The organism is Streptomyces peucetius, from assembly GCF_025854275.1.
Lineage (GTDB): Bacteria > Actinomycetota > Actinomycetes > Streptomycetales > Streptomycetaceae > Streptomyces > Streptomyces peucetius_A.
Genome location: NZ_CP107567.1, coordinates 4,663,207 through 4,676,257 on the forward strand (window position 1 = coordinate 4,663,207; position 13,051 = coordinate 4,676,257).

At 69.1% G+C, this 13,051-nt stretch carries 14 protein-coding genes, 2 tRNA genes and 2 pseudogenes; 4 read left to right on the forward strand and 14 right to left on the reverse strand.

Going from position 1 to position 13,051, the window contains the following annotated elements:
* Positions 1–5: 5 nt before the first annotated feature.
* The 8 genes and pseudogenes from OGH68_RS21540 to OGH68_RS21570 form a co-directional block, all read right to left on the reverse strand.
* Complete coding sequence (locus OGH68_RS21540; RefSeq protein WP_264246410.1) at positions 6–482, reverse strand: hypothetical protein; 477 nt, start codon at positions 480–482, stop codon at positions 6–8.
* A 2-nt stretch (positions 483–484) separates the two neighbouring features.
* Positions 485–1,087: a hypothetical protein gene (locus OGH68_RS21545; RefSeq protein ID WP_264246412.1), complete on the reverse strand. Its 603-nt coding sequence runs from the start codon at positions 1,085–1,087 to the stop codon at positions 485–487.
* Between the two features lie 10 nt (positions 1,088–1,097).
* Positions 1,098–1,289, reverse strand: a complete 192-nt coding sequence (locus tag OGH68_RS21550) for a hypothetical protein (protein ID WP_264246414.1) — start codon at positions 1,287–1,289, stop codon at positions 1,098–1,100.
* Positions 1,290–1,449: 160 nt separating this feature from the next.
* On the reverse strand, positions 1,450–1,725 hold the full coding sequence (locus tag OGH68_RS21555) for a hypothetical protein (protein WP_264246416.1): 276 nt from the start codon (positions 1,723–1,725) through the stop codon (positions 1,450–1,452).
* Between the two features lie 106 nt (positions 1,726–1,831).
* Positions 1,832–2,719, reverse strand: a complete 888-nt coding sequence (locus tag OGH68_RS36200; RefSeq protein WP_319020232.1) for a hypothetical protein — start codon at positions 2,717–2,719, stop codon at positions 1,832–1,834.
* Positions 2,716–3,360, reverse strand: coding sequence for a hypothetical protein (locus tag OGH68_RS36205; protein ID WP_319020233.1), 645 nt, complete (start codon positions 3,358–3,360; stop codon positions 2,716–2,718). The genes OGH68_RS36200 and OGH68_RS36205 overlap by 4 nt, the downstream gene beginning before the upstream one ends.
* Positions 3,361–3,437: 77 nt before the next feature.
* Positions 3,438–3,824: an RRQRL motif-containing zinc-binding protein gene (locus OGH68_RS21565; protein WP_264246418.1), complete on the reverse strand. Its 387-nt coding sequence runs from the start codon at positions 3,822–3,824 to the stop codon at positions 3,438–3,440.
* Positions 3,824–4,144: pseudogene (locus tag OGH68_RS21570) on the reverse strand (diguanylate cyclase domain-containing protein); the annotation flags it as partial. The pseudogene OGH68_RS21570 and the gene OGH68_RS21565, both read right to left, overlap by 1 nt.
* A gap of 66 nt (positions 4,145–4,210) precedes the next feature.
* Here OGH68_RS21570 and OGH68_RS21575 point away from each other — a divergent pair.
* Positions 4,211–5,491 (forward strand): tyrosine-type recombinase/integrase, encoded by a 1,281-nt coding sequence (locus OGH68_RS21575; protein WP_264246421.1) that lies wholly within the window; start codon positions 4,211–4,213, stop codon positions 5,489–5,491.
* Between the two features lie 461 nt (positions 5,492–5,952).
* Positions 5,953–7,980: a tyrosine-type recombinase/integrase gene (locus OGH68_RS21580; protein ID WP_264246424.1), complete on the forward strand. Its 2,028-nt coding sequence runs from the start codon at positions 5,953–5,955 to the stop codon at positions 7,978–7,980.
* A 58-nt stretch (positions 7,981–8,038) separates the two neighbouring features.
* Here OGH68_RS21580 and OGH68_RS21585 read toward each other — a convergent pair whose 3' ends face one another.
* From OGH68_RS21585 to OGH68_RS21610, 6 genes and pseudogenes are all read right to left on the reverse strand, one after another.
* Positions 8,039–8,668 (reverse strand): class I SAM-dependent methyltransferase, encoded by a 630-nt coding sequence (locus OGH68_RS21585; RefSeq protein WP_187065105.1) that lies wholly within the window; start codon positions 8,666–8,668, stop codon positions 8,039–8,041.
* 77 nt (positions 8,669–8,745) lie between these two features.
* Positions 8,746–9,105: pseudogene (locus OGH68_RS21590) on the reverse strand (GGDEF domain-containing protein); the annotation flags it as partial.
* Positions 9,102–9,479 (reverse strand): hypothetical protein, encoded by a 378-nt coding sequence (locus OGH68_RS21595; RefSeq protein ID WP_264250464.1) that lies wholly within the window; start codon positions 9,477–9,479, stop codon positions 9,102–9,104. The gene OGH68_RS21595 and the pseudogene OGH68_RS21590, both read right to left, overlap by 4 nt.
* 338 nt (positions 9,480–9,817) lie before the next feature.
* Positions 9,818–10,327 (reverse strand): GyrI-like domain-containing protein, encoded by a 510-nt coding sequence (locus OGH68_RS21600; RefSeq protein WP_264246426.1) that lies wholly within the window; start codon positions 10,325–10,327, stop codon positions 9,818–9,820.
* 114 nt (positions 10,328–10,441) lie between these two features.
* A complete protein-coding gene (locus tag OGH68_RS21605) occupies positions 10,442–11,098 on the reverse strand; it encodes an NAD(P)H-binding protein (protein ID WP_264246429.1) in 657 nt (218 codons plus the stop codon).
* A 78-nt stretch (positions 11,099–11,176) separates the two neighbouring features.
* Positions 11,177–12,409 (reverse strand): amidohydrolase family protein, encoded by a 1,233-nt coding sequence (locus OGH68_RS21610; RefSeq protein ID WP_264246431.1) that lies wholly within the window; start codon positions 12,407–12,409, stop codon positions 11,177–11,179.
* A 361-nt stretch (positions 12,410–12,770) separates the two neighbouring features.
* On the opposite strand from OGH68_RS21610, the gene OGH68_RS21615 reads away from it, so the two are divergent.
* Together OGH68_RS21615 and OGH68_RS21620 are read left to right on the forward strand one after the other, a co-directional pair.
* A tRNA-Thr gene (locus OGH68_RS21615) sits at positions 12,771–12,843 on the forward strand.
* Between the two features lie 46 nt (positions 12,844–12,889).
* Positions 12,890–12,962: transfer RNA gene (locus OGH68_RS21620), tRNA-Met, on the forward strand.
* Positions 12,963–13,051: the final 89 nt, after the last annotated feature.

Genomic DNA, 13,051 nt, shown 5'->3' on the forward strand with positions numbered 1-13,051 from the left:
CGTAGCTACTGGGTCTTGACCCAGCGGATGTACTGCTGGCGGACGTAGCCGCGCGGCTCGCGAATGGCCGCGGCCCCGTCCATGCTCATCAGGCAGCGGGCGGCCTCCGTGGCGAGCACTGCCGCGTCGCTGCGGATGCCCTCGTCTCCGTCGGCGAGCGCGATGCGGTCCAGGAGCGCGGCCTTGCGGAGCCAGTACTCCCGCCCAATCTCATGACCGAACGGCTTGTCGGCCGCCGTGCGTGCGGTCCATCCGATCTCGCTGATGATGTTCGGTGCGAGCGCGTATGCCTCTTCGGGCGTCGGCCACTCCTGCGGCTCCGGCTCGCCGTCGGTGCAGTGGTCGGCCGTGACGTACAGCCGGGCGCGGTCCCCGTCGCGGATGGCGTACTGGCGCACCTGGCCGGTGGTGAATGCTGCGGCGAGTGTCTTGGTCACGCGGTCGGTGTCGTCCGGGTCGCAGATGATGCGGATCTCGAACATGGTCAGTTCTCCTTGGTGGTGGTGGGCAGTTCGGGCAGTCCCGCGCGGGTGAGTTCCGTCGGGTCGAAGCCGGGGAGCATGGCGCGGGCGGTCATGGCTTCGGCGAGTGCGGCGGCGTAGGCGGCGCCCTCGCGGGCCACCTCGATCTGTGTGCGGGACCGCATGGCCTCGATGCGCTCGGTGTGGCTGTGGTCCTCTCGCTTCTCGCTCATGTGCCGCTCGTGCGCGAGGGTGTCGCGGCGGTCGGTGCGCCAGTAGCGAGCGGCGAGCCCGTAGGTGATGGCGGTGGCGAGCGCCCACAGCAGTAGCGGGAGGGACAGGCCGTCGGCGTATCCGGCGACCCCGGCGAGGGCGAGTCCGCCGGATGCGGCGAAGCACGTTCCGGCGAGGATGCCGTCACCGGAGCGGCCGACGGACGCGCAGGCACCGGCCGCCGCGGCTCCGGTGGCGAGGATGACCATCAGCGTGGCGTTGCCGACGGAGTGTTCGGCACCGTTGACGTTCCAGATCCTTCCGAGGATGAGGACGGTGGATGTGGCGATGGCGGGGGCCGCCTTGGGGGCGATGACGGCGAGCGGGTGGCGGACGGTGATGGGCTGGTTCATCGCGTCTCCTTCAGTTGATCTGTTGGATGGCGTCGATGACAGCGGTGGTGAGCTGGGAGATGGGCCCGGCCGCGCCGGTGGAGGCAAGGAAGAACCCGAACGCTGCGGCGACGAATGCGGAGCCGTAGCCGAGGGTGTTGAAGCGGAGCAGGAAGAACAGGACGAGCCCGAACAGGGCGACGAGCGAGACCGTGACGGCCATGCGGAAACTCCTTTGACGCTGGGTCGATGACGCGGGATAGGGTGCGGGCACCGCGGGTGCTGGCAAGCTCGCGGTCTTCGGCCGACGGTGCGCCCACCTAGCTCCTGCAAAGAGCGGGGTACGTCTCATGACGGGCACCGTCGGCCCTTCGTGTCCGGGGTCAGCGGGTGCCTTCGCGGTAGAGGCGCTGGGTGCGGTTGAAGATCCAGCGGCCGATGCGTATGCGGCGGCCGGTGGCCTTGCAGCGGCGGCAGTTCTTGCCGCGCTTGAGCTGTCCTTTGCGGTCGGTCTTCATCTCGAAGCCGAAGCCGAAGCCGAAGCCGAAGCCGAAGCCGCGGCACTTGCGGCATGGTCCGAACGGCGCGGCCGCACACATGGCGCTGTAACCGATCGTGATGGCGAACAGGCAGGCGATAGCAAGGGTGATGAGGGTCATCGGGGCCCTCCTGGGGCGGTTTGCGGTGTTTGTGCAGGTGGGGTGCTATCCACTAGATCGCTGATGAGACCCGGTTTGGGTCGCTACCGGTAGCGGTCCGATGGGGCTATGCGGCGCCCCGGTTTTGGTCACGCTCCGCAACCGTTTTGGTGAGGTCGGCGCGGACGATGCCGCGGCGGGTGGTGCGGGCTCCGTCGTCGGTGGTGCCGGCGACGTCTCGGGTCTTGATGCCGTGCGGCTTGAGCGCGCTGGTGACGTTCTCGCCTTTCCAACCGCCGTAGACGTCGGGCCGCAGCTCAGCGAGCCGGGCGGTGATCCGCTCGTTCCACACCCGCTCTTCGCTCTCGGGGACGACGGCGGCGATGTCGGCGAGCAGGTCGTAGGACGGGCCCTTGACCGCGTCGGCGTCCTCTCGGAGCGCGTGGCCGGACAGGGTGCCTTCGGCCTTGCGCAGGGCAAGGGCGCGCTGGGCGATGGCGTTGGTGGCCGGGTCGTCCAGGTAGGCGGTGCGCACCACGACTGGGAGGGTGGTGGCGCCCTTGAGGTAGCCGTTTCCGGCGTCGATCTCGGGCCGGAACTGGGTGGCGCGGACGCCGTTTTTGTAGGCGCTGGTGCCGAGGATCATGTCGTTCTCGGTCTGGCCTGCGACTTTGAGTGCGAAGCGGATGGACACGTTGCCGCTGACACCGGTGGGCAGCGAGTCCTTGTCGGGGCGCTGCGTGGCCAGGACCAGGCTCACTCCGAGGGCGCGGCCGAGCTTGATGATGAACTCGGCATCCTCGCCGGCCTGCTTGCCGTAGGTGGAGTGGGCGAACAGGTTCTGGCACTCGTCGAACACGGCGAGCAGCGGCCACAGCTTGAGCGAGCGCTTGTCGGCGATTTGCCGGGTGACCCGCTTGTCCGGGCACAGGTCCCGCGGAAGCTGCTTGATCGCCTTGGCACGGCGCATGACCTCCTCGCGCAGCAGCTTGAGCGAGTCGGCCGCGTACTTCACCGACTCGTCATCAATGTCGGAGACGAACCGGTGCGAGACGCATTCGAGGGAGTCGAGGTCACCGGTGCCCTAGTTCTCGTGCAGCCACAGGACAGCTTGAGGTACAGCTCGGAGTTCTCGCGTCGAGCTTCCGCCTGGCGCAGCGGCTCGCCCTCCGCATCCACAGCCCAGCGGCCGACCTTGCCGAAGGTGTTCACCACGCCGCGCGGGGCCCGCACGATCAGCTTGGGGGCGTAGAGGAACGGCACCCGCACCGCGTGGAAGGCGACGGTGTGGCCGACGTGCCCGGCGATCCACCCGGCCGCGTCCTTGAACTCCGCGCCCGACTTCATCCACACCGGGATCACGTCCAGCCGCTTGGAGCCCTTGATCCGATCCAGCAGACCCGGACCCGACTCCGTCGGCACCATCACATCGACCCGAACCGTCTCCGAGTCGCCCGACGCGTCGGGCAGTGGGTTGCCCGGCCCGGCGGGCCGGGAGTCGGCGGACGCGTCGGGCGACCGGTCGGCGCTGGGGTCGGCCGACTCGGACCGGGCGGATCGGGCCTTGCCGAGGTCGACCACATCCGCGCCGGAGTCGGCGCTCATCTCGGCTTCGAGTCGGTTGAAGAGTTCGTTCTCGTCATCGGGGTGCTTCACTGACAGTTCCTTCCAAAGGGAGGGGGCCCGGTCGGCGTGCTGTGAGAGGTGGGCGGCCGGGCCCGTTGACTGTTGGTTCAGGCAGCGCGCTGTTCTTCGGGGTAGGCGCAGGGGACGCACATGCCGAGGGAGGTCGGGATGACGTCTCCGGCGTCGAGTCGGCAGGCGGGGCAGGTGCGTCGGGCTCGCATCGCTTTGGCGAGCGCGGCCGACTTCCCCGCGGTGATGGGCCGGACGGGCTTGGCCCGGTCGATTCGGTACAGGTAGGCGACCAGCACGCCGCTTTTGCGGTGGCGGGAGCGGCGCATCACCTGCGCGGCGATGGGCTGTCCGTCGGGGCGTAGGCCGCGGGAGCGGAGCTGGCGGCGGGTGGCGTAGCCGTTTGGGGCGAACTTCCACGGGAACGTGGGTATCCCCCAGGTCGCGCCGGACGGGTCGCAGCACTTGCCGAAGGCGGGGGCCATCAGGCGGCCATCCCGATGGGCGGGGTATCGGTGCGGGCTCCGCGGCGTCCGTAGCGGCGGCCGGCCACTGTGGCGAAGAGTCGCCCGAGCCCCGCCCGTCGGATACCAGCCCTGGCTTGCTTGGCCGCGTACATGGCCTCATCGGCCCGTCCGAGCAGCCGCGACAGGTCCTCGCCCCGGTGGTCGGCGGCGCGGACCCAGCCGAGCGAGACCGTGGTGTGCACGTCCGGGGCCTGGCCGTCGACGGGGCGGGCGAGCACGCCGTGCAGCACCGCCAGCAGGTCGGCCGCAGTGCCGTTGCGGTCGATGACCACGGCGGCGATCCGTTGACTGAACTAGATCCAGTATTTTCGCAGGTCAGATAGCCTTTCTGCTAGCTTCCGTGGATGCTTGGACGTGATCCCGAGAGGGAGTTAGCAAGCTTCGTGCTGCCCGAGGCCGGACAACTGGCGGAGACGGGAGATCGATGGAGGCCGTTTGTCCTGCTGGACGCGGACGGGGTCGAGATCGAACCCGTGGCCGCCTTCTTCGCGGAGCTGCTGGCTTGTGACAAGTCAGCCGCCACGATCCGGTCGTACGGAATGGATCTGCTGCGTTGGTGGCGCTTCCTGTGGGGCTGGGGAATCGCCTGGGATCGTGCAGTCCGGTCGGACGCTCGGGACTTCTCACGCTGGATGCAGATCGCGAACAAGCCCGCACCGCTGCACTGGCGCCACCGACGAGACATCCAGACGGAGACAGCACCAAAGCCAGTACCAGAGAAGCTGCCGCCCGGAGCCCCAAATCCGATCACGGGAAAGACGTCACCAGGGCCGAGATACGCGCCGACAACGCGAGCGCACTGCGAGACCGTCCTGCGGGTCTTCTACGACTTCCACCTCTCCGAGGGAACCGGCCCGATCCTGAACCCGTTTCCACTGGATCGCTCCCGGCGCCATGGCAGGGCACACGCTCACCACAACCCTGACGAGCGGTTTCGCCACGAACGGCAGGGCCGCTACCGGCCGGCCATCCCCAAGCGAGCGCCTCGGCGGATCCCCGACGCGATGTTCAACGCGCTCTTCGCCGCGCTGAAGCACGACCGTGATCGAGCCCTGCTGGCCTTCTGGGTTTCCAACGGGGCTCGCGCCGAGGAACTGCTCACCAGTCGGCAACGCGACGCGCTGCCCGGCCAACAGGTCCTGGGGGTTGTCCGCAAGGGGAGCCGGGCCTATCAACAACTCCCCTGCTCAGCGGACGCTTTCGTCTGGCTACGGCTCTATCAGGAGAGCGCCTGGCGGGCTGGGGTCCCCCGCGGACAGAACGAGGGGCTGTGGTGGACGTTACGCCGCCCGTGGCGTCCTCTGAACTATCCGGCGGCTCGTGCGATGTTCAACCGGGCCAACAGCTTGCTCGGTACGAACTGGACTCTCCACGATCTTCGACACACCGCCGCCTATCGGCTGGCGAGAGATCCGAAGATGCCCCTGACCGACGTGCAGTGGGTGCTCGGTCATGCGCACCTGTCGACGACACAGCTCTATCTTCCGGCCGACCGGGACGAGGTGATCGAACACGTTCGGGCACATCATGCCCGACGGGCCAAGTCCGCCGAGCGGACTCCCGCGCCTCCGGCAGCCGGCTACAACCCTGAATCCCTCAACAACCTTTTCGGGACTGCCTGGTGACACCTACGGAGACCCTGTCCGTCGCGACGCATGTCGCGCCTCCCGCGTCCCTGCGCCTGGCCGGGGAGGCGTTGAAAGCTGTCGCTTTGCGCTTCCCGCCCAGACCTGCTGAGGATCACTGGGCGGCCACGGCAAGCACGCAGGCCGACATCCTTGCTCGTCTGGAGCAACCTCCTCTGCGGCCGGCGGACGTGAGGCAGCACCGAGCCAGGATCCGAGGAGCTCGCCAGACGTTGCAGTGGCTGGAGACCTTCCCGGGGGCCACCTGGCAGCAGCGCTGGAATACCAGTCCCGCGAGCACGCGCCCTGGCAACGACTGGGCCCGGTTGGCACCCGGTTGGATCGGAACGGCTGCTGGTCCCTCGCAACGGCAGGCATTGTCGGGAGGGCTGCTGAGTCTGATCTGCGCAGACGTTGTCAGGCCCGCCCTCCCGTGGCTGCTGTCACGGACCTCGGCCAACATGACGAGCCTACGTATCGGGCTGATCCCCGCCCGTGACCCGGGAGGATTCGCTCAGCTTGAAGCGATGATCGAATCTGCCACGTGGTCCTCCAAAGTCGGGCGTCACGCCCTGCACTCCCTGGTCAAGATCGTGTCCGCCAAGGGCGGCACCTTGGCGGACATCACCGTCGGCGACGCCGTGGAGTATCTCGCCGCACTCAAAGCAGCGAACAAAGCCGCGAACGTCAAAGCCCGCGGCAACACCCTTTTCTACGCCTGGCTGCGAGAGTTGGGCACCCTGCCCGCAGAAGCACCCAGTTCCTTGCGCTACCTGGCCAACACCAGTGGCCAGGTGTCGATGGAGCAGCTCGTCGACCGGTTCGGCGTCCGCTGCCGCCCTGTCCGAGATCTCTTGGTGGACTATCTCAAAGAGCGGCAGCCGGGTCTCGACTACACGTCCCTGAACAACTTGTCCCGGCACCTGGCCAGCAACTTCTGGGGTGACCTGGAACAACATCATCCAGGGATCGACTCTCTCCACCTAGCGCCCGAGGTGAGCGCGGCTTGGAAACAGAGATGCCGGACCCGCATCGAACGGCGCCGCGAACCAGACGGCGAAGTGCGTGAAGTAGTGACCGAACGCGCCAACGTCGCCAGCATCATGCTCTCCGTCCGGGCGTTCTATCTCGACATCGCCCAGTGGGCCATCGACGAGCCGGCACGCTGGGGGCCTTGGGCGGTGCCGAGCCCGATCAAGGACGCGGATGTCGCTGTCGTGAAAGACAACAAGCGGCGCAAAGCTCGGATGGACCACCGGACGAGGGAACGCCTTCCGGCTCTGCCTGCTGTCGCCCGAGCAGCTTCATCATGCCTCCACGCAGCCAAAGCCCGACTACAGGCACTGATGGACACCCGGCCAGGCGGTCGGTTCGCTTTTGCGGGCGACACCTTCATGCGGGCAGCGAAGGACGGAACGACCTGGGCGGTGAACATTGCCACCGGCCGGCGCGTCGACCTGGCCCTCGCGGAGAGCCGAGCGTTCTGGGCCTGGGCGATGGTCGAGTTCCTTCAGCACACTGGTGTCCGCATCGAGGAGATGCTGGAGGCCAGCCATCACAGCCTGATCCAGTACAGACTGCCCACGACCGGCGAGATTGTTCCCCTCCTGCAAATCGCGCCCTCCAAAACCGATGAGGAACGAGTCATCCTGGTCAGCCCGGAGCTCGCCGATGTGCTCAGCGCGATCATCGCCCGCATCCGCGACCCTCGCACCGGTGCCGTCCCCTACGTCTCCAGCTATGACATGGCAGAGAAGACCTGGAATCCGCAGATGCCACTGCTTTTCCAGTGGTGCCGCAGCGGCGAGAGCTCCCGCCTCTCCCCGAAGCTCCTGCGCGAAGCACTCCAGGAAGTGCTGGCCTCCACGAATCTGACCGATTCAGCCGGACAGCCTTTGGACTTCTCGCCCCATGACTTTCGGCGAATCTTCATCACCGACGCCATCCGCAGCGGCCTTCCCCCGCACATCGCGCAGGTCATCGCCGGGCACACCAGCATCAACACGACCATGGGATACAACGCCATCTACCCCGGCGAGGCCATCGAAGCCCATCGCGCATTCATCGCCCGGCGCCGAACGCTCCGGCCCAGCGAGGAGTACCGAACCCCCACCAACGAAGAATGGGATGCCTTCCTCGGGCACTTCGAGCGACGCAAACTGTCCATCGGAATCTGCGCTCGCGCATTCGGAACGCCCTGCATCCACGAACACGCGTGTATTCGATGCTCCATGCTCCGACCGGACCCGGATCAGAGACACCGCCTCGTCGAGATCCGCGACAACCTGATCGCCCGAATCACCGAAGCAGAACAGGAGGGATGGCTCGGTGAGATCGAAGGACTCCAAGTCAGCCTCGCCAGCGCAGAGGAGAAGCTCATCCAGCTCGATACAGAGCAAGTCCGTCAACGCCAAGTGATCAATCTCGGCATGCCCAGCTTCAGCCAGATCGCGACACGAATCAGTACGGCAAGAGGACCTTCAAGTTAGACGAGCTTCATCCACGCGGATGATCTACACCACCCTGACCCAGGCCACGGGCCACGCTCTACGGGCGGCGGGCCAGCAAGTGAGTGTCGAGGAAACCACGCTCGGACGCTGGGTCATGGAGCAACCGAGCAACTGTGACGAGCCCGGCCCCGGTCAGCATCGCGGCAAACTGCTCCGCCGGCCAGCTATAGGCGGGCGCCACCTTGTGGTCGAAGCGGACCGGCTTCGGTCCCTCGGTCCCGAAGAAGGACACCAGGAGCAGGCCCCCTGGTGCCAGGACACGCACCTGCTCGGCGAGCAGCACGGGCAATTCCTCAGGTGGGGTATGGATCATCGAGTAGTGGGCCAGCACTCCGCCGAGCGCGCCGTCCTCGACCGGCAGGGCCTCCATTCGCGCTTCGTCGAACCGCAGCGCCGGATGGGCCCGCCGAGCGTGGTCGACCATGGCCGGGGAGAGGTCGAGCCCGAAGGCGTCCAGCCCCAAGTCGTGCAGCATGGCCGTCAGATGACCGGGCCCGCACCCGACGTCGGCTGCCCGCAGGTTCCCCGTGGCACGCACGAGCTCGGCGAAGGTACCGATCATGTTCCGCGCGAACGGCTGCGTCTCCAGCCGATTAGCGAACATCGACGCGTACAGGTCGACGACCCCGTCATAGGCCGCCCTAGTCTCGTCCTGGTGGCTTAACACGGGAAGGAAACTAACACCTTCGCCGGTCGCAGCCGTTCTCCGGCCCTTCCCCTCAGGACTGATCGTCCCCTCACCTGATCACGGGACACCCTCGGTAGTTCAGAGAAGAACTCATCGCCCCCGAGCCGCCCGGCCACACCGGACGGGCCGACGTAGTGGGCGAGCCGCTGCGCTGTCGCCTTGAGCAGCGTGTCCCCGGCCGCGTGGCCGTACCGGTCGTTGATCTGCTTGAAGTGGTCGACGTCGGCGAGGACGACGACCGCCCGCTCATCGCGCAGTAGCGCGGTCGCGCGGCGGGTGAACCCCTCACGGGTCCGCAGCCCCGTGAGCGGGTCGCGGCGGGCGGTGCGTAGGCGGCGGCGCATCCAGAGCACGGGCAGCGCCCAACCTGCCGACACAGGCGCGGCGGTGGCCAGGGCGGTTAAGAGGGTGCTCATGCCGCTGCCCCCTCGCTGTCGGCGCTGTCCTCGGTGGTGTCGGTGTCGACGGGGTGCAGGCGCCGGCCGTCGGCCCGCTCGCTCAGCAGCGCGTCCCGCAGCACACGGGAGTTGGCTGCAGAGCAGTGGAGCGTGGTCCGGATCGCCTCCGCGTTGATCGCGTCATCCGGCCAACCCGCCGTGACCTCGCGGGCTTCGGCCAGCAGCTCCGCCGCGGTGCGCTGCCCCTTGCCCGGCTTCGCCCTGGCTTTGGTGGTGCGCTTGCGCGGCGGCTTCGGCGCCTCCCGCTCCGGCGGTGCGGGAGGCTCTGGGGTTAGCTCCTCGGGCGCCGCTTCCTCGCCTGCGGGGGTGACCTCCCCGAGCTTGAGGAGCACGCGCTCGCGGCGCGGGGTGCGTGTACGCCAGCGGCGGCCGTGCCGCTCACGCAGGTCCGCACGGGCGAGCTGCCGCTCGCGCTCCCGCCCGAGAGCGTCGGCGTAGGAGGTGATCTCCCACAGATGCGGTACAGGTGGGCGACCAGCACCCCCGCCTTGCGATGGCGGGAGCGACGCATCACCTGTGCCGCGACCGGCTGCCTCGCCGGGCCGTAGGCCACGGGCGTGGAGCCGGCGGCGGGATCAGCAGCAGGTTGGCCACGGTGAACACCGGGATCGCCACGTCCGTGGCCGTCTCGTTCGCGCGCGCCCTCCGTCAGCGGTGTCGGGGGGTGCCGTCAGTCGGTCAGGCGGAAGGCGAGCTCGATCTCCCACTTCGACATGTCCGTTTCCGCCCGCGGGTCGGTCAGATACGACTCCGTCCTGCACGCCCAGTGCTCGACGCCGTCGACGACCGTCATGTCCCACTGCAGCCCTTCCCGCGCCGCCCACTCGTGCATCGCGATGACGACGCCGACGAGCTGGGCGGGATGGCCGACGTGAGTGACGGTCGCGTAGCGGCCTGCCGGCAGGACGGCCACGCCGATGTCCCCTTCGGGCTCCGGCGCCGCCCGGACGGGCACGCCGGCCTCGATCACCGACTCGCCGTCCATGTCGACGGTGTTGTAGCGGAAGAACGGCGCTCCGGCGAGTTCCGTGTTGTTGCCGGCCAGCCAGTTGACGAGTTCGGGCAGCCGGTCGGCGATCCGGGCGAACGCGTCCATCCGTACCGAGCCGCGGATGTACGCGTAGAGCTGCTCCCCGCGCTCGACGACCATCGGCCGGATCTGCTGTGTGTGATTGCTCATGACTTCAAGGACCCCACAGGGAAACAGGATTCATCGGCGTGCATCGACGCCTCATGACGCCACATGGCCGCCGCATGACGCCGCATGTCGAACGGGGTGCTGCCGCCGGCGGCTTCAGTTCCCGGCGATGTCCTTCACCGCGACGGTGACCGGCGTCGAACCGCTGATCAGCTCCAGCGTCAGCCCCGCCGTGGCCGGTGTCTCCACCATCTCCGCGAGCACCGCCGCCACGTCGTCCCGCGGCACGGGGCCGCGCCCGGTCGAGACCTCCAGCCGGACCTGGCCGTTGCCCGCGTCGTCGGTGAGGGCGCCGGGCCGCAGGATCGTCCACTCCAGGCCGGTGCGGGACCGCACGTAGTCGTCGGCCGCGCCCTTCGCCCGCAGGTAGGCGTCGAAGACGTCGTCGCCCTTGTGTTCGGCGTCGGCGCCCATCGAGGAGACGACGATGCACCGCCGTACGCCCGCCCGTTCGGCCGCGTCGGCGAAGAGCACCGCCGCGGCGCGGTCCACCGTGTCCTTGCGCTCGGCGCCGCTGCCCGGGCCCGCTCCCGCGGCGAACACCGCGGCATCCGCGCCGTGCAGCACGGTCGCGACCTCTTCCACGGAGGCGGATTCCAGATCCAGGAGCACCGGTTCGGCGCCCGCTGCCCGCAGGTCGTCGCCGTGCTTCGGATTGCGGATGACGCCCGCGACCTCGTGTCCGGCCGCCGAGAGCAGCCGCTCCAGACGGAGCGCGATCTGACCGTGTCCTCCAGCGATGACAATGCGCATGCCTACGACGTTACGTCCGAAGCCCCGGCCGCGCGCAGGGACGGCAATTCCGACCGCCGGGCCGCTTCCGCCCGGACGTCACGGGCCTGGGCCCGGCCGCCCCTGGCGCGGCAGTTCGAACGCGGCCGTCGCCGCCGAGTCGCAGTACTCGCGCACCGCGCTCGTCCGGGCCACCACCCGCCCCCGGTGGATGACGATCCGGCTGTACCCGAGCGACAGCACGCCCGAGATCGCCTCCCCCCGGACCGCGAGCAGCTCCGCGGGGAAGCCGGCCTCGACCCGTACCTCCGGCAGCCCCATCACCGCGCGGGCGGTGCCGGCCACGCAGCCGTACGCGTCCGAGGGCCGCATGCCGGCCTGCGACGACAGGAGGTACGCGGCCTCCAGCGGATCCCCGCGTCCCACCGGATTGCACACGTCCCGCAGCGCCCCACTGCCCGCCGCGACCCGCACGCCTGCCGCCCGCAGCAGCCGTACCGGTGCGTTGCCGCGCTGCTCCACGCCGGCGCAGCCGCCCTGGGGCAGGGAGACGACGGCGACGCCCGCCGCCGCGAGCTGGTCCGCCGTCCGGGAGGCGATGTCCCTGGGCAGCCGGGCGAGACCGGCACACGGGCCGACGGTCACGCCGGGCCGCAGTCCGCCCGCCATGGCGGCGAGCCGTGCCAGCCGCGCCGGGTCGTCCCCATGGGTGTGGAGGTCGACGGGGCACCCGTACTCGGAGGCGAGGTCGAGGACCGCCTCCACGTACCCGGTCGGGTCGGGATCCGCGTCGGGGCAGCCGCCCACCACGCCCGCGCCCATCTTCAGCGCGTCCCGGAGGACGGCCAGCCCGTCCGCGCCTGCCACGCCCGTCAGCAGCCTGGGCACGGCGACGGCGGTCAGGTCGGCGAGCCCGCCCAGCGAGCGGCGGCTCTCGAGGACCGCCTCGAGCGGACCGAGGCCCTGTACGTCGCCGATCCGCACGTGCGAGCGCAGTGCCGTCGCCCCGTGGCCCAGTTGCAGCAGCGCGGCTTCGGTTGCGCGCCGTTGGACGTCGTGCGTGTCGTAGGAGACGGGCCCCGGGGTCTCGGCGCTGAGCGCCGTGTCGCCGTGGAGGTGCGGTTCCGCGGGGGCGGGCAGCAGCAGGAAGCCCGTCAGGTCCACGCGGGACGAGTGCGACGGGAGGGAGCCCGCAGTGCCGACCGCCTCGATCCGACCGCCGCTGAGCCGTACGTCGACCGTGCGGCCGTCCGTGAGCCTCGCACCGCAGAGCAGCAGCGCGGTGGAGTCCGCGGTGGCGCCGTCAGGGGGGTGCGGCTGGCTGTCGGGCATCGCGCTCCTGAGTGGGGCGTTCGGACTCGGGCGGCGTTCGCACACTGCCCGGGCGGTGTGGAGCCGTGGTGTGGGAGCCGGAGGGATCACACAGCGTGCTGTCGAGCCTAGGGGCGCGCGCGGTGCGCTTCGAGGAGGAGGGCAATAGTCGTACCGGTGCGGTCGCGTGTGACGCGCGGGACGGGTGAGGGGCTTCTGGTACGGGTGGGGTGACAGGCGTGTGACGTGCGCGTCCTGCCGGGGTGATGGACGAGGGACGACGCGGGAAGCGTGCTGTGCGCACGGGCCGGAAGGGGGCGGCCGGGCGCGCGGAAACGGATTTGGGCGAACGGCGGCGGACCGTGTAATGTCTTCATCGCTCGCCCCAATAGCTCAGTCGGCAGAGCGTCTCCATGGTAAGGAGAAGGTCTACGGTTCGATTCCGTATTGGGGCTCTGATGTAGGTGATCCTCGCCTTCGGGCGAGGGAAACCGACATCGCAGCGGTGTAGCTCAGTCGGTAGAGCAAGCGGCTCATAATCGCTGTGTCACCGGTTCAAGTCCGGTCACCGCTACACACAGTAGCCGATTGTGGGGTCGGTCCTCCGGTCGGCTACTCTCTTATGTGCCCCCATGGCCTTGTGGCATGGGTGGTGCCCCATCC